11 protein-coding genes are annotated in these 14,885 nt (G+C 70.4%); 6 read left to right on the forward strand and 5 right to left on the reverse strand.

Annotated features, from left to right (window positions below):
* Positions 1 to 10: 10 nt before the first annotated feature.
* From glpK to ACIQPT_RS22650, 3 genes are all read right to left on the reverse strand, one after another.
* Entirely contained in the window at positions 11 to 1,555 is a 1,545-nt protein-coding gene (gene glpK / locus ACIQPT_RS22640) for a glycerol kinase GlpK (protein ID WP_401157822.1), read from the reverse strand.
* A gap of 45 nt (positions 1,556 to 1,600) precedes the next feature.
* On the reverse strand, positions 1,601 to 2,392 hold the full coding sequence (locus ACIQPT_RS22645; RefSeq protein WP_401157823.1) for an MIP/aquaporin family protein: 792 nt from the start codon (positions 2,390 to 2,392) through the stop codon (positions 1,601 to 1,603).
* 334 nt (positions 2,393 to 2,726) lie between these two features.
* Entirely contained in the window at positions 2,727 to 3,491 is a 765-nt protein-coding gene (locus ACIQPT_RS22650) for an IclR family transcriptional regulator (RefSeq protein WP_401157824.1), read from the reverse strand.
* A 240-nt stretch (positions 3,492 to 3,731) separates the two neighbouring features.
* Between ACIQPT_RS22650 and metH the strand changes: the two genes are divergently transcribed.
* From metH to ACIQPT_RS22665, 3 genes are all read left to right on the forward strand, one after another.
* Positions 3,732 to 7,250 carry a methionine synthase gene (gene metH / locus ACIQPT_RS22655; protein ID WP_401157826.1) on the forward strand — a complete coding sequence of 1,173 codons (3,519 nt, stop codon included), beginning with the start codon at positions 3,732 to 3,734 and terminating at the stop codon, positions 7,248 to 7,250.
* Between the two features lie 143 nt (positions 7,251 to 7,393).
* On the forward strand, positions 7,394 to 8,104 hold the full coding sequence (locus tag ACIQPT_RS22660) for an HAD family hydrolase (RefSeq protein ID WP_401157828.1): 711 nt from the start codon (positions 7,394 to 7,396) through the stop codon (positions 8,102 to 8,104).
* A 322-nt stretch (positions 8,105 to 8,426) separates the two neighbouring features.
* A complete protein-coding gene (locus tag ACIQPT_RS22665) occupies positions 8,427 to 10,025 on the forward strand; it encodes an ABC transporter substrate-binding protein (protein WP_401157830.1) in 1,599 nt (532 codons plus the stop codon).
* Positions 10,026 to 10,151: 126 nt separating this feature from the next.
* On the opposite strand, the gene ACIQPT_RS22670 is transcribed toward ACIQPT_RS22665, so the two are convergent.
* On the reverse strand, positions 10,152 to 10,823 hold the full coding sequence (locus ACIQPT_RS22670; protein ID WP_003970158.1) for a response regulator transcription factor: 672 nt from the start codon (positions 10,821 to 10,823) through the stop codon (positions 10,152 to 10,154).
* Positions 10,824 to 10,832: 9 nt separating this feature from the next.
* The gene (locus tag ACIQPT_RS22675) at positions 10,833 to 11,678 is read right to left on the reverse strand and encodes a RecB family exonuclease (RefSeq protein ID WP_401157832.1); all 846 of its coding nucleotides are present in this window, start codon (positions 11,676 to 11,678) and stop codon (positions 10,833 to 10,835) included.
* Positions 11,679 to 11,855: 177 nt separating this feature from the next.
* On the opposite strand from ACIQPT_RS22675, the gene ACIQPT_RS22680 reads away from it, so the two are divergent.
* The 3 genes from ACIQPT_RS22680 (at position 11,856) to ACIQPT_RS22690 (ending at position 14,878) form a co-directional block, all read left to right on the forward strand.
* Positions 11,856 to 13,106 carry a site-2 protease family protein gene (locus tag ACIQPT_RS22680; RefSeq protein WP_401157834.1) on the forward strand — a complete coding sequence of 417 codons (1,251 nt, stop codon included), beginning with the start codon at positions 11,856 to 11,858 and terminating at the stop codon, positions 13,104 to 13,106.
* Positions 13,107 to 13,178: 72 nt separating this feature from the next.
* Positions 13,179 to 14,096 carry a tRNA (adenine-N1)-methyltransferase gene (locus ACIQPT_RS22685; RefSeq protein WP_015607518.1) on the forward strand — a complete coding sequence of 306 codons (918 nt, stop codon included), beginning with the start codon at positions 13,179 to 13,181 and terminating at the stop codon, positions 14,094 to 14,096.
* A gap of 200 nt (positions 14,097 to 14,296) precedes the next feature.
* Positions 14,297 to 14,878: a hypothetical protein gene (locus tag ACIQPT_RS22690; RefSeq protein WP_401157835.1), complete on the forward strand. Its 582-nt coding sequence runs from the start codon at positions 14,297 to 14,299 to the stop codon at positions 14,876 to 14,878.
* Positions 14,879 to 14,885: the final 7 nt, after the last annotated feature.

Consider the following 14,885-nt stretch of genomic DNA (forward strand, 5'->3'; position numbering starts at 1 on the left):
ATGCTCCTCGTCAGCTTTCTTCGTCCTCGACCCAGCCCATGGTCCGTTCGACGGCCTTGAGCCAGCTCTTGTACTCGCGGGCACGGGTGTCCGCGTCCATGCGGGGGGTCCACTCGGCGGCCCGGCGCCAGTTGGCGCGCAGCGCGTCGGTGTCCGGCCAGAAGCCGACGGCCAGGCCGGCGGCGTAGGCGGCGCCGAGGCAGGTGGTCTCGGCGACCATGGGGCGCACCACGGGCGCGTCCAGGAAGTCGGCGAGCGTCTGCATCAGCAGGTTGTTGGACGTCATGCCGCCGTCGACCTTGAGCGCGGCCAGCTCGACGCCGGAGTCCTTCGTCATGGCGTCGCTGATCTCGCGGGTCTGCCAGGCGGTGGCCTCCAGGACGGCACGGGCGATGTGCGCCTTGGTGACGTAACGGGTGAGACCGGTGATCACACCGCGGGCGTCGGGACGCCAGTAGGGGGCGAACAGACCGGAGAAGGCGGGCACGAAGTACGCGCCGCCGTTGTCCTCGACCGAGGAGGCCAGCGTCTCGATCTCGGCGGCCGACTTGATCAGGCCCATCTGGTCGCGCATCCACTGCACCAGCGAACCGGTGACCGCGATGGAGCCCTCCAGCGCGTACACCGGGGGCTTGTCGCCGATCTGGTAGCCGACGGTGGTGAGCAGCCCGTTGTACGAGTTCACCGGGGTGGAGCCGGTGTTCATCAGCATGAAGGTGCCGGTGCCGTACGTGGACTTGGCCTCGCCCTCGGCGAAACAGGTCTGGCCGAACAGAGCCGCCTGCTGGTCGCCGAGCGCGGAGGCGACCGGGATGCCGTCGAGGATGCCGCCCTTGGCGTGGCCGTAGACCTCGGCGGAGGAACGGATCTCGGGGAGGACCGCGGCCGGGATGCCGATGGAGGCGAGGATCTTCTCGTCCCACGCCATCGTGTGCAGGTTCATCAGCAGGGTGCGCGAGGCGTTGGTGACGTCGGTGACGTGGACACCGCCGTCGGTGCCGCCGGTGAGGTTCCAGATGACCCAGGAGTCCATGGTGCCGAAGAGGATGTCGCCGGCCTCGGCGCGCTCGCGCAGCCCCTCGACGTTGTCGAGCAGCCAGCGGACCTTGGGCCCGGCGAAGTACGAGGCGAGCGGCAGCCCGGTCTCGCGGCGGAAGCGGTCCTGGCCCACGTTGCGGCCGAGCTCCTTGCAGAGCGCGTCGGTGCGGGTGTCCTGCCAGACCAGCGCGTTGTGCACCGGCTCACCGGTGTTCTTGTCCCACATCAGCGTGGTCTCGCGCTGGTTGGTGATGCCGATCGCCTTGACGTCGGCGGAGGTGATGCCGGCCTTGACGATGGCCCCGGCGACGACCTCCTGGACGTTCTCCCAGATCTCGGTCGCGTCGTGCTCGACCCAGCCCGGCTTCGGGAAGATCTGCTCGTGCTCCTTCTGGTCGACGGAGACGATCCGGCCGTCCTTGTCGAAGACGATGCAGCGGCTGGAGGTGGTGCCCTGGTCGATGGCCGCGATGAACGGCCCGGTGCCGTGGGTGCCGGTGGTGTGTGCGTCGGTCACGGTGTGCTCCCGGAAGTCTGTGAAGTGGTGGAGGTGCGGCTCGGGCTAGGCGAAGGCGACGTTGTAGAGCCCGCCGGCGAGTGCGCCGCCGATGAGCGGACCCACGATGGGTACCCACGCGTAGCCCCAGTCCGAACCACCCTTGTTCGGCAGCGGCAGCAGGGAGTGCACGATGCGCGGACCGAGGTCGCGGACCGGGTTGATGGCGTAGCCGGTCGGGCCGCCGAGCGAGAGGCCGATGCTGACGACGACCAGGGCGGTGATCAGCGCGCCGAGCACGCCGAGACCGTTGCCCTCGTTGTTGAGGCCCTGGGTCAGGATCGCCAGGACCAGCACAGTGGTCGCGATGACCTCGGTGATGACGTTCTGCACGCCGTTGCGGATCTCCGGACCGGTGGAGAAGATCCCGAGCACCGGGCCCGCCTTCGGGGCGGCGGTCTGGTCGACCATGCCCTCGTCGGTGGACTTGGTGCCGACGATCTCCGGGTCGGTGAGATGGGCGTGGAACTGCCCGTAGTACACCGCGAAGACCAGCAGGGCGCCGATGATCGCGCCGCACAGCTGCGAGAAGAGGTAGAGGGGCACATCGCCCCACGCGGTGCCGCCCTCGATGGCGAGGCCGACCGTGACCGCGGGGTTGAGGTGGGCGCCCGATACGCCGCCGGCGAGATACGCGCCGGTCAGCACGGCGAAGCCCCACCCGAAGGTGATGGCCAGCCAGCCCGCGTTCCGGGCCTTGGAGCTCTTCAGCGTGACGGCGGCACAGACACCGCCGCCGAGCAGGATGAGTATGGCGGTACCTATGGTCTCGCCGATGAAAATGTCGGAGCTGGACACCCGCGACTCCTTTGTCCTTCGTCCAGGGGAGAGCGAATCACCGGGTCCCTCCGGTGTTCCGCGCCCCAGATGGGTATCCACGAAGCGTGGGCAGCCCACCTGTAAGGGCTTGACCGGCCCTTGGCACTGTCACACCCTAACGCGTATTGCCGTTAGGCGTTCGACAATGCCGACCGTTGAACGGCAGTGTTTCCCCCGAGTGAAGGAAGCGTCAAGGGTTCTGTGGCCCACGACTCGGTGAGCGACGCGATCGTTACCGCGCGGTCCGGACGTACCGGGCGCGGACCTGCCGGGCCCCGGCCGCCGGTACGGGGCGTGCGGGCCGCGCCGGCCGTCAGAAGCGGCCGGCGCCCAGGTCCCGGGAGACCGCGCGGGCGCAGTCCCGTACGGCCGCGATCAGCTCGGGGCGCAGCGTGCCGCCCGGGGCCACCCGCTCCACCGCACCCGTCACGGCCACCGCGCCCACCGGCATCCTGCGCCGGTCGTGGATCGGGGCGGCCACGGCGGCCACGCCCTCCCAGGTCTCCTCGGCGTCGGCGGCCCAGCCCTGGGCCCGGATCAGGTCGAGCATCGCCTCGAACTCGTCGGCGGCGGTGACGGTGCGCCCGGTGAAGGAGCGGCGCTCCGCCTCCATGACCTCGCTGTGGGCCACCGGGTCGTACGCGGAGAGCACCTTGCCCAGCGCCGTGGAGTGCAGCGGCTGCATGGCCCCGACCTCCAGCACCTGGCGGCTGTCGTCGGGCCGGAAGACGTGGTGGACGATCAGGACGCCGTGCTGGTGCAGCACTCCGAGGTGGACGCTCTCACCGCTGGAGCGGGCCAGGTCGTCCGTCCAGACCAGGGCGCGCGCCCGCAGCTCGTGGACGTCCAGATAGCTGTTGCCCAGGCGCAGCAGCTCCGCGCCCAGCTGGTAGCGCCCCGACGCCGCGTCCTGCTCGACGAAGCCCTCCAGCTGGAGGGTGCGCAGAATGCCGTGCGCGGTGCCCTTGGCCAGGCCCAGCGAGGAGGCGATGTCGGAGAGCCCGAGCCGGCGCTCGCCGCCCGCCAGCAGACGCAGCATCGCGGCCGCCCGCTCCAGCGACTGGATGTTCTTGGCCATCGCGCCGTACTCCTCCACCTCGGTTCGACAATGCTGAACACTATCGGTCGATGCCGACCTTCGCCGGACTCCGGGGGAAAGTCTCCGCCACCGCGCCGCACGCCCCGCACCCCGCACAGCATGCAGTCCGCCCCATGGACGTACTGACAGCGCCGGTCGACGTCCGGTTACGCTGGCGACGTGCGCCTTCCCCAAGAAGGACGCAAAGCCGACAGCCGTCGCATCCCTGGGAGATCATCCATGGCCTCGTTGCCGACATCCGCCGCCGACAGCCGGACCCGCGCAGACGCGCTCCGAGAGGCACTCGCCACCCGTGTGGTGGTGGCCGACGGGGCGATGGGCACCATGCTCCAGGCACAGGACCCCACGCTGGAGGACTTCGAGAACCTCGAAGGCTGCAACGAGATCCTGAACATCACCCGGCCCGACATCGTGCGCTCGGTCCACGAGGAGTATTTCGCGGTCGGTGTCGACTGCGTCGAGACCAACACCTTCGGCGCGAACCACTCCGCCGCCAACGAGTACGAGATCGCCGACCGGATCGTCGAGCTCTCCGAGTCGGGCGCCCGGATCGCCCGCGAGGTCGCGGACGAGTTCGCCGCCAAGGACGGCCGGCAGCGCTGGGTCCTCGGCTCGATCGGCCCCGGCACCAAGCTGCCCTCGCTGGGCCACATCACGTACGACGTCCTGCGCGACGGCTACCAGAAGAACGCCGAGGGCCTCCTCGCGGGCGGCTCGGACGCCCTGATCGTCGAGACCACCCAGGACCTGCTGCAGACCAAGTCCAGCATCATCGGCGCGCGCCGGGCGATGGACGCCCTCGGCATCGACGTGCCCCTGATCTGCTCCCTCGCCTTCGAGACGACCGGCGTCATGCTGCTGGGCTCCGAGATCGGCGCCGCGCTGACCGCCCTGGAACCGCTGGGCATCGACCTGATCGGGCTGAACTGCTCGACCGGCCCGGACGAGATGAGCGAGCACCTGCGCTATCTCGCCCGCCACTCCCGTACGCCCCTGATGTGCATGCCCAACGCCGGTCTGCCCGTCCTCACCAAGGACGGCGCGCACTTCCCGCTCGGCCCCGACGGTCTCGCCGACTCCCAGGAGAACTTCGTCCGGGACTACGGCCTCTCCCTCATCGGCGGCTGCTGCGGCACGACCCCCGAGCACCTGCGGGCCGTCGTCGAGCGGGCCCGCGGCCTCACGCCGACCGAGCGGGACCCCCGTCCCGAGCCCGGCGCGGCCTCCCTCTACCAGACCATTCCCTTCCGCCAGGACACCGCCTACCTGGCGATCGGCGAGCGCACCAACGCCAACGGCTCCAAGAAGTTCCGCGAGGCCATGCTGGAGGCCCGCTGGGACGACTGCGTGGAGATGGCCCGCGACCAGATCCGTGAGGGCGCGCACATGCTCGACCTCTGCGTCGACTACGTGGGCCGCGACGGCGTCGCCGACATGGCGGAGCTGGCCGGTCGGTTCGCGACGGCGTCCACGTTGCCGATCGTGCTGGACTCCACCGAGCTGCCCGTCCTGCGCGCCGGCCTGGAGAAGCTCGGCGGCCGGGCCGTGCTGAACTCGGTGAACTACGAGGACGGCGACGGCCCCGAGTCCCGCTTCGCGCAGGTCAGCGCCCTGGCCTCCGAGCACGGCGCCGCGCTGATCGCCCTGACGATCGACGAGGAGGGCCAGGCCCGCACGATCGAGCACAAGGTCGCCATCGCCGAGCGGCTGATCGAGGACCTCACCACCAACTGGGGCATCCACGAGTCCGACATCCTCATCGACACCCTGACCTTCACCATCTGCACCGGCCAGGAGGAGTCCCGCGGCGACGGCATCGCCACCATCGGGGCGATCCGTGAGCTGAAGAAGCGCCACCCGGACGTCCAGACCACACTGGGCCTCTCCAACATCTCCTTCGGCCTGAACCCGGCCGCCCGCGTCGTGCTGAACTCCGTCTTCCTCGACGAGTGCGTCAAGGCGGGCCTCGACTCCGCAATCGTGCACGCCTCGAAGATCCTGCCGATCGCCCGGCTGGAGGAGGAGCAGGTCAAGGTCGCCCTCGACCTGATCTACGACCGCCGCGCCGAAGGCTACGACCCCCTCCAGAAGCTCATGGAGCTCTTCGAGGGCGTCAACATGAAGTCGATGAAGGCGGGCAAGGCCGAGGAGCTGATGGCCCTCCCGCTGGACGAGCGCCTCCAGCGCCGCATCATCGACGGCGAGAAGAACGGACTGGAGGCCGACCTCGACGAGGCTCTCCAGGGCACCCCGGCCCTCGACATCGTCAACAACACGCTGCTCGAAGGCATGAAGGTGGTCGGCGAGCTGTTCGGCTCCGGCCAGATGCAGCTGCCGTTCGTCCTCCAGTCCGCCGAGGTCATGAAGAGCGCGGTGGCCCACCTGGAGCCGCACATGGAGAAGACCGACGACGACGGCAAGGGCACGATCGTGCTCGCCACCGTCCGCGGCGACGTCCACGACATCGGCAAGAACCTCGTCGACATCATCCTCTCCAACAACGGCTACAACGTCGTCAACCTCGGCATCAAGCAGCCCGTCTCCGCGATCCTGGAAGCCGCCGAGGAGCACCGCGCCGACGTCATCGGCATGTCGGGTCTCCTGGTGAAGTCCACCGTGATCATGAAGGAGAACCTCCAGGAGCTCAACCAGCGCAAGATGGCCGCCGACTTCCCCGTCATCCTCGGCGGCGCCGCGCTGACCAGGGCCTACGTCGAGCAGGACCTGCACGAGATCTACGAGGGCGAGGTCCGCTACGCCCGCGACGCCTTCGAGGGGCTGCGCCTCATGGACGCGCTCATCGGCGTCAAGCGCGGTGTGCCCGGCGCGGTCCTGCCCGAGCTCAAGCAGCGCAGGGTCCCGAAGAAGACCACCGACACCGCCGTGCTGGAGGTCGAGGAGCCCGAGGGTTCGGTGCGCTCGGACGTCTCCACCACCAACCCCATCCCCGAGCCGCCGTTCCGGGGCACCCGCGTCATCAAGGGCATCCCGCTCAAGGACTACGCCTCCTGGCTCGACGAGGGCGCCCTGTTCAAGGGCCAGTGGGGCCTCAAGCAGGCCAGGACCGGCGACGGACCGACGTACGAGGAGCTGGTGGAGACCGAGGGACGCCCGCACCTGCGCGGCTGGCTCGACCACCTCCAGTCCAACAACCTCCTGGAAGCCGCCGTCGTCTACGGCTACTTCCCCTGCGTCTCCAAGGGCGACGACCTGGTCCTCCTCCACGAGGACGGCTCCGAGCGCACCCGCTTCACCTTCCCGCGCCAGCGCCGCGGCCGCCGCCTCTGCCTCGCCGACTTCTTCCGTCCCGAGGAGTCCGGCGAGACGGACGTCATCGGCCTCCAGATCGTCACCGTCGGCTCCCGGATCGGCGAAGCCACCGCCGAGCTGTTCGCCGCCAACTCCTACCGCGACTACCTGGAGCTGCACGGCCTGTCCGTCCAGCTCGCCGAGGCGCTCGCCGAGTACTGGCACGCCCGGGTCCGCAGTGAGCTCGGCTTCGGCGGGGAGGACCCGGCGGACGTCGAGGACATGTTCGCGCTGAAGTACCGCGGCGCTCGGTTCTCGCTCGGTTACGGGGCGTGCCCGAACCTGGAGGACCGGGCGAAGATCGCCGATCTCCTGCAGCCGGAGCGGATCGGCGTGCACCTCTCCGAGGAGTTCCAGCTCCACCCGGAGCAGTCCACCGACGCCATCGTCATCCACCACCCCGAGGCGAAGTACTTCAACGCCCGGTAGGGCGGACTTCGCCCCGCGGCCACGCGCCCTTCGCGCGCCGTGCCGGGACACGTCGTACACTGGTCGGTCCAGTGCAGGCCGGTCGCCCTCCCGCTTTCGGGAATGGCGGCCGGCCTTCTCGTCCCTTACGGAAGGTGTGCCGGATGACCAGTACGGTCCCCGCGTCCTTGACCCGCACGGCCGAAGGCGCCGCCCTGCAGGCGGTCCTTCTCGACATGGACGGAACCCTGGTCGATACCGAGGGCTTCTGGTGGGACGTCGAGAAGGAGGTCTTCGCCGGCCTCGGGCACCGGCTGGACGAGTCCTGGCGGGATGTGGTCGTCGGCGGTCCGATGACCCGCAGCGCCGGTTACCTCATCGACGTCACCGGCGCCGACATCCGGCTGGACGAGCTGACCGTGCTGCTCAACGACGGATTCGAGAAGCGCATCGTGCGCGGCGTGCCGCTGATGCCGGGGGCCGAGCGACTGCTCGCCGAACTGGCCGCCTACGAGGTGCCCACCGCCCTCGTCTCGGCCTCCCACCGCCGGATCATCGACCGGGTGCTGGAATCGGTGGGCCGCCACCACTTCGCGCTCACGGTCGCCGGGGACGAGGTCGCCCGCACCAAGCCCCACCCCGAGCCCTACCTCACCGCCGCCGCGGGCTTCGGCGCCGACCCCTGGCGCTGCGCAGTCATCGAGGACACCGCGACCGGTGTGGCCGCCGCCGAGGCCGCCGGATGCCGGGTCGTCGCCGTACCGTCCGTCGCCCCCATCGCGCCCGCGGCCGGACGCGTGGTCGTCGGCTCCCTCGAAGAGGTCGACCTCGCCTTCCTGCGCAAGCTCATCACCGGAGCGGGCGGTACGGGCTGACACCCACCGAGGATCCAGGGAACCCGGCGTCCGGTTGTGGACGAACAGCGGATTTTCTGCTCCTGCCTGTGTGCGTTCCGGCAACGTTCCATGGACGAGGATCAGCCACAAGGCGCATATGTGAAGAGGGCGGACGCGTGACCTTCCTCACCCGAAACCCTCCCGTGGTCCACCGGGTTCGGGTGAGCTGTCCGTAATCGTGTTCGTATGTCGCCCCCTCCGGCCGCCGGGGGAGCGTGAGCCGCCTTCCGGGCGGTCGGAGGGGCCACCGGCGGCTACTAACTTTGATTCCTCACCTGCCGGGATGAGGGAGAACGTCCAGATGAACCGCAAGACCCTGGTGCTGCCGGCCGTCGTCGGCCTGCTCGCCCCCGTGCTGGCCGCCTGCGGCAGCACGGACAGCGGCGCCGGTGGCAAGGGAGCCATCGTCGTCGGCACCACGGACCAGCTCGTGGCCTCCAAGGAGAACCCCGCGCCGCTCGATCCGGCCATCGGCTACGAAGCGGGCGTCTGGAACGTCCTGCGGCAGACCGTGCAGACCCTGACCACGGTGCCCAACGGCGGCGGCGAGCCGGTGCCCGAGGCCGCCCGCAGCTGCGCCTTCACCGACACCGCGAACGAGAGCTACCGCTGCACCCTGCGGGCGGGCCTCACCTTCGCCGACGGGACGCCCGTCACCGCCGAGGACGTGAAGCACTCCATCCAGCGCGTCATCGACATCGACTCGGACAGCGGGCCGGTCGGCCTGCTCGCCAACATCGACATGATCGAGACCAAGGGCGAGGACCAGGTGATCTTCCACCTGAACACGCCCGACGCGACCTTCCCGTACAAGCTCGCCACCCCCGCCGCCGGCATCGTCCCGAAGGCGGAGTACCCGGCCAAGGCGGCCCGCACCGGCTTCCAGGTGAACGGCTCCGGCCCGTACACCATGAAGCCGCAGGTCGAGGACGGCCGGGTCGTCAAGATCGCCTTCACCAAGAACCCCTCGTACAAGGGCGAGCTGAAGGTGCTCAACGACAAGGTCGAGATGGACCTCTTCCCCGACGCCGAGGCCATGGGCAAGGCGCTCGACGAGAAGAAGATCCACATGATGACCCGGGCCATGTCGCCCGAGCAGGCCCACGACATGCTCGTGAAGCCGAAGGAGGGCGTCGCGCTCACCGAGATGCCCGGCCTGGCCATCAGCTACCTCGGGTTCAACACCAAGGACCCCGTGGTCAACAAGTCCGTCCGGCAGGCCATGGCGCAGATCATCGACCGGGGCGAGATCGCGGGCAAGGTGTACGGCACCACCGCCGAACCGCTCTACTCGCTGATCCCGTCCAGCATCGCCGGGCACACCAACGCCTTCTTCAACAAGTACGGCGAGCCCAGCACCGCCAAGGCCGCGGCCATCCTCCGCGACGCCGGGATCAAGACGCCGGTGAAGTTCACCCTGCACTACACCGACGACCACTACGGCGCGGCCACCGCCGAGGAGTTCAAGGCGATCCGGCAGCAGCTGAACAGCTCCGGCCTCTTCGACGTCTCCGTCAAGGGCACGGAATGGTCGAAGTACCGCCCCGAGCAGAAGCGCGGCGATTACGCGGCCTACGGCATGGGCTGGTTCCCCGACTTCCCGGACCCGGACAACTACACCGCGCCCTTCCTGGACGAGAACAACTTCCTCAACTCGCCCTACCGCTCGCGCGAGGCGCAGAAGGTCCTCATCCCGCAGTCCCGCCGCGAGGCCGACCGCACCGCCGCCGCCACCACCTACGAGAAGCTCCAGGACATCGTCGCCACCGATGTGCCGGTGCTCCCGATCTGGCAGGGCAAGCAGTACGTCGCCTCCCGCGACGGGATCGCCGGGGTGGAGCGCTCCGTCAGCTCCACCTCCGAGCTCCAGCTCTGGGAGCTCAACCGCCCCAGCGTCTGAGACCTGATCCGACCGGACCTGACCTGATCGGGCCTGATCCGACCGGAAAGCCGTCCGGCCCGCCCCTCCTGAACCACCAGGACGGGACGGGCCGGACGGCTTCGTCGTATGCGGCGGGCAGGGCCGCTACTGCGCGCCGGGGCGCACCAGCCCGCTCTCGTACGCGTACACCGCGGCCTGCACCCGGTCGCGCAGGCCCAACTTCGTGAGCACATGGCCCACATGCGTCTTGACCGTCGTCTCGCTGACGAACAGATCCGCCGCGATCTCCGCGTTGGACAGCCCCCGCGCCACCAGCTTCAGCACCTCGACCTCACGGTCCGTCAGCGTGTGCAGGGCGTCCGGCACCGGATCCTCACCGGACGGCAGGTGGTCCGCGTACTTGTCGAGCAGCCGGCGCGTGATGCTCGGCGCGAGCATCGCCTCGCCCGCCGCCACCACCCGGATCGCCTGCACCAGCTCCGCCGCCGGAGCGTCCTTCAGCAGGAAGCCGCTCGCCCCCGCACGCAGCGCCTCCACCACGTACTCGTCGAGATCGAAGGTGGTCAGCACCAGCACCTTCGCCGGGCCGTCCTTCCCGGGGCCGGTGATCTGACGGGTCGCCTCCACCCCGTCCATCCGCGGCATCCGGATGTCCATCAGCACCACATCGGGCTGCAGCGCCCGCACCTGATCGATGGCCTGCAGACCGTCACCGGCCTCACCGACCACCGCCAGATCGCCTTCGGCCTCCAGAATCATCCGGAAACCGGTGCGCAGCAGAGGCTGGTCATCGACCAGAAGGACGCGGATCGCCACAGGAACTCCTTAAGGGCCCTCAAGGGCCACGGCTCGGCCGGCCTCGGCCTGGACCGGTCCCATTCTGCCTTGGCCATCCTCACCCGAACCCGCAGGGCGGACCGACAGCGGATAGACCGGGGGAGTCCCGCCGAATTCCGGACACACCGCCTGGTGGTCGCACCAGCCGCACAGCTTCGTCGGCCGGGGCCGCCAGTCACCGGACTCCGTCGCCAGCGCGATGGCGTCCCACAGCGCCAGCAGCTTGCGCTCCACCCGCTCCAGGTCCGCCACCACCGGGTCGTACGTCAGCACGTCCCCGCTGCCCAGATAGACCAGCTGGAGGCGGCGCGGCACGACGCCCTTCAGCCGCCAGATCACCAGCGCGTAGAACGTCATCTGGAACAGCGGCCCCTCGGAATACTCCGGCCGCGGCGCCTTGCCCGTCTTGTAGTCGACGATCCGGACCTCACCGCTCGGCGCGACGTCCACCCGGTCGATCACCCCGCGCAGCCGCAGCCCCGACTCCAGCTCCGTCTCGACGAACAGCTCGCGCTCCGCCGGCTCCAGACGCGTCGGGTCCTCCAGCGAGAACCACCGCTCCACCAGCCGCTCCGCCTCACCCAGCCAGCGCGTCAGGCGCTCGCCCCCGGCATCCCCGGCGAACAGCTCGGTCAGCTCCGGCTTCGACTCCAGCAGCCGGTCCCACTGGCCGGGAATCAGCGCCCGCGCCCGCGGCGCCGTACGGTCGGCCGCCGGGGCGTCGAAGAGCCGCTCCAGCACCGCATGGACCAGCGTGCCGCGGGTAGCCGCCTCGCTGGGCTTCTCCGGCAGCTTGTCGATGACCCGGAAGCGGTAGAGCAAGGGACACTGCATGAAATCGCTCGCCCGCGACGGCGACAGGGACGAAGGCGGCTGAGGCGGCCGCGGCACGGAAGTCATGTCTCCAGACCCTACGGCCCGCCACTGACAGCGAGCGGCATACCATCGACGGCAGACCCTCGCACACTGCATGATCGTGGCAAAGGCCACTCACCGAACCGAAGGGACCCCGTGGACGAGAGCGGCGACAGCGGGCGGCCGCAGCCCGGCGCAGGGGGAACGGCCCCCGGCACGGACCCCGACAACGGCCGGCCGAAACGCCCCGCGGAACCGGGCGGCGGGCTGCTCATGGGCCGGCCCTTCGGCGTGCCCGTCTACGTCGCCCCCAGCTGGTTCGTCGTCGCCGCGCTGATCACCTGGGTGTTCGGCGGCCAGCTCGACCGCGTGCTGCCCGAGCTCGGCGCCGCCCGTTATCTCGTCGCGTTGTTCTTCGCCATCGCCTTCTACGCCTCCGTGCTCGTCCACGAACTGGCCCACACGGTCGCCGCCCTGCGCTACAAGCTCCCGGTCCGCCGCATCCAGCTCCAGTTCTTCGGCGGCGTCTCGGAGATCGAGAAGGAGAGCGAGACCCCCGGCCGCGAGTTCGTCCTCGCCTTCGTCGGACCGCTCCTCTCCCTGGTCCTCGGCGGCGTCTTCTACGGCGCGATGCAGCTCGTCGAGCCCGGCACGGTCCCCGGCGTCCTGCTCGCGGGCCTGATGATCTCCAACCTCATCGTGGCCGCCTTCAACCTGCTGCCCGGTCTGCCGCTCGACGGCGGCCGGATGCTCCGCGCCGTCGTCTGGAAGATCACCGGCAAGCCCATGAGCGGCACCATCGCCGCCGCCTGGGTCGGTCGCGGCCTCGCCGTCGTCGTCCTCGTCGGACTGCCGCTGCTCACCCACACCGGAGCGCTCGGCGGCTCCGCCCAGGACATCGGCGGCGTCGAGACCGTCATGGACGCGCTGCTCGCCGCGATCCTCGCCGGCATCATCTGGACCGGCGCCGGGAACAGCCTGCGCATGGCCCGCCTCCGCGAGCACCTGCCCGACCTGAGGGCCCGCACCCTGACCCGCCGCGCCGTCCCCGTCGAGTCCGCCACCCCGCTCTCCGAAGCGCTGCGCCGGGCCAACGAGGCGGGCGCCCGCGCCCTGGTCGTCGTCGACGGACAGGGCAACCCCAAGGGCGTCGTCCGCGAGGCCGCCATCGTCGGCGTCCCCGAACACCGCCGCCCCTGGGTCGCCGTCAGCGGCCTCGCCCAGGACCTCACCGACGGCATGAAGGTCCCCGCGGAACTGGCCGGCGAAGCCCTCCTGGACCGGCTCAAGGCCACCCCCGCCACCGAATACCTCGTCGTCGAGGAGACCGGCCAGATCTACGGGGTCCTCTCCACCGCCGACGTGGAGCGCGCCTTCGTCAAGGCCATGGCCCGCCCCGAGGCCTGACGGCCGTCCCGGGCCGTCGACCACCGCGGCCCGGGCGGTCGGCGGCCCGGGAATCACCGGTAGGCTGGTCACATGTCTGAACCGACCGGTGCCGCCCGCCGACGTGGGCCCTTCAAGGTCGGGGACCAGGTACAGCTCACCGACCCCAAGGGCCGCCACTACACCTTCACGCTCGAAGCCGGAAAGAACTTCCACACCCACAAGGGTTCTTTCCCGCACGACGAGCTGATCGGTGCTCCCGAGGGCAGTGTTGTCCGCACCACGGGAAACGTCGCCTATCTCGCGCTGCGCCCCCTGCTCCCCGACTACGTCCTGTCCATGCCCCGCGGCGCCGCCGTGGTCTACCCCAAGGACGCGGGGCAGATCCTGGCCTTCGCCGACATCTTCCCCGGCGCCCGCGTCGTGGAGGCCGGGGTCGGATCCGGTTCGCTCTCCACCTTCCTGCTGCGCGCCATCGGTGAGCAGGGCATGCTGCACTCCTACGAGCGCCGCGAGGACTTCGCCGAGATCGCCCAGCAGAACGTCGAGCGCTACTTCGGCTCGCCGCACCCCGCCTGGCAGCTGACCGTCGGCGACCTCCAGGACAACCTCTCCGACACCGACGTCGACCGCGTCGTGCTGGACATGCTCGCCCCCTGGGAGTGCCTGGAGGCCGTCTCCAAGGCCCTGGTGCCCGGCGGCATCCTCTGCGCCTACGTCGCCACCACCACCCAGCTCTCGCGCACCGTCGAGTCCATCCGCGAGATCGGCTGCTTCGCCGAACCGCAGCCCTGGGAGTCGATGATCCGCAACTGGCACGTGGAGGGCCTCGCCGTCCGCCCCGACCACCGGATGATCGGCCACACCGGCTTCCTGGTCACCGCCCGCCGCCTCGCGGACGGCGTCGAGCCGCCGCTGCGCCGCCGCCGCCCGTCCAAGGGCGCCTACGGCGAGGACTACGACGGACCGGGCAGCCAGAGCCGCGGAGGCTCCGCCGCCGACCGCGGCTGACCCGCCCAACGAACCGGCGCCGCCGTGCAGTTCCCCGACCGACCGGGGAACTGCACGGCGGCGCCTTTTCGTTGAGACCCCTTTTCGTCGACACCCCGCCGTTCCGCCCCGGTGTGAGGTGTGGCACGATGCTGGCCACCCCTCAGGGGTGTTCCCCACCCCCTCACCGGGCTTCCAGGAACCATCAGGAGACATACCGCGTGCAGACCCCCGCGCTCCCGGATCTCGCCCACACCGCCGCCAGGCCGGTGCACTGGCTCGCCACGGCCGCGGCGATGGCGGGAGTCGTCGCGCTGGCCGGGCTGCTCCAGCCCCGTACGGCCACCGCGACCGCCACGGCCCCCGAGCAGCGGACCACCACGCAGCACGGCGCTCCCGCGCCCGCCCCGGACCCGGCCGGCGTGGACTTCCCGCTGGAGTGCGGCGACGCCGGGACGACCGTCGCGAAACAGGCCCCCGGGGACCTCGACGGCGACGGGCGGCCGGAAACCGTCGCCGTGGTGCACTGCGCCGCCGGATCGGGGACCCCGCCGGGCGGCATCTACGTCCTGACACAGGCGAGCGGGGCCGCACCCCGGGTCGTGGCGACCCTGGTGGACCCCGCTGACAAGAAATCGGTCGGGGACTTCGCCGTACGCGACGGCGTGGTCTCGGCGACCCTGCTCGGCTACTCCTCGCTCGACGTCCCCCGCTGCTGCCCCGACCAGGAGGAACAGGCCTCCTGGCGGTGGAAGGGACAGTCCTTCGTCCGCACCTCGGGGGACCTCGCCCGAAGCGTCTGAGCGCCGC

This window comes from Streptomyces sp. NPDC091289 (assembly GCF_044757365.1).
Lineage (GTDB): Bacteria > Actinomycetota > Actinomycetes > Streptomycetales > Streptomycetaceae > Streptomyces.

What these genes read in the sequence shown, in the direction of transcription:
- ACIQPT_RS22665 (WP_401157830.1), top strand. Translation starts at nt 8,427, where the DNA reads ATGAACCGCAAGACCCTGGTGCTGCCGGCCGTCGTCGGCCTGCTCGCC.
- metH (WP_401157826.1), top strand. Translation starts at nt 3,732, where the DNA reads ATGGCCTCGTTGCCGACATCCGCCGCCGACAGCCGGACCCGCGCAGAC.
- ACIQPT_RS22660 (WP_401157828.1), top strand. Translation starts at nt 7,394, where the DNA reads ATGACCAGTACGGTCCCCGCGTCCTTGACCCGCACGGCCGAAGGCGCC.
- ACIQPT_RS22675 (WP_401157832.1), bottom strand. Translation starts at nt 11,678, where the DNA reads ATGCAGTGTCCCTTGCTCTACCGCTTCCGGGTCATCGACAAGCTGCCG.
- ACIQPT_RS22685 (WP_015607518.1), top strand. Translation starts at nt 13,179, where the DNA reads ATGTCTGAACCGACCGGTGCCGCCCGCCGACGTGGGCCCTTCAAGGTC.
- ACIQPT_RS22650 (WP_401157824.1), bottom strand. Translation starts at nt 3,491, where the DNA reads ATGGCCAAGAACATCCAGTCGCTGGAGCGGGCGGCCGCGATGCTGCGT.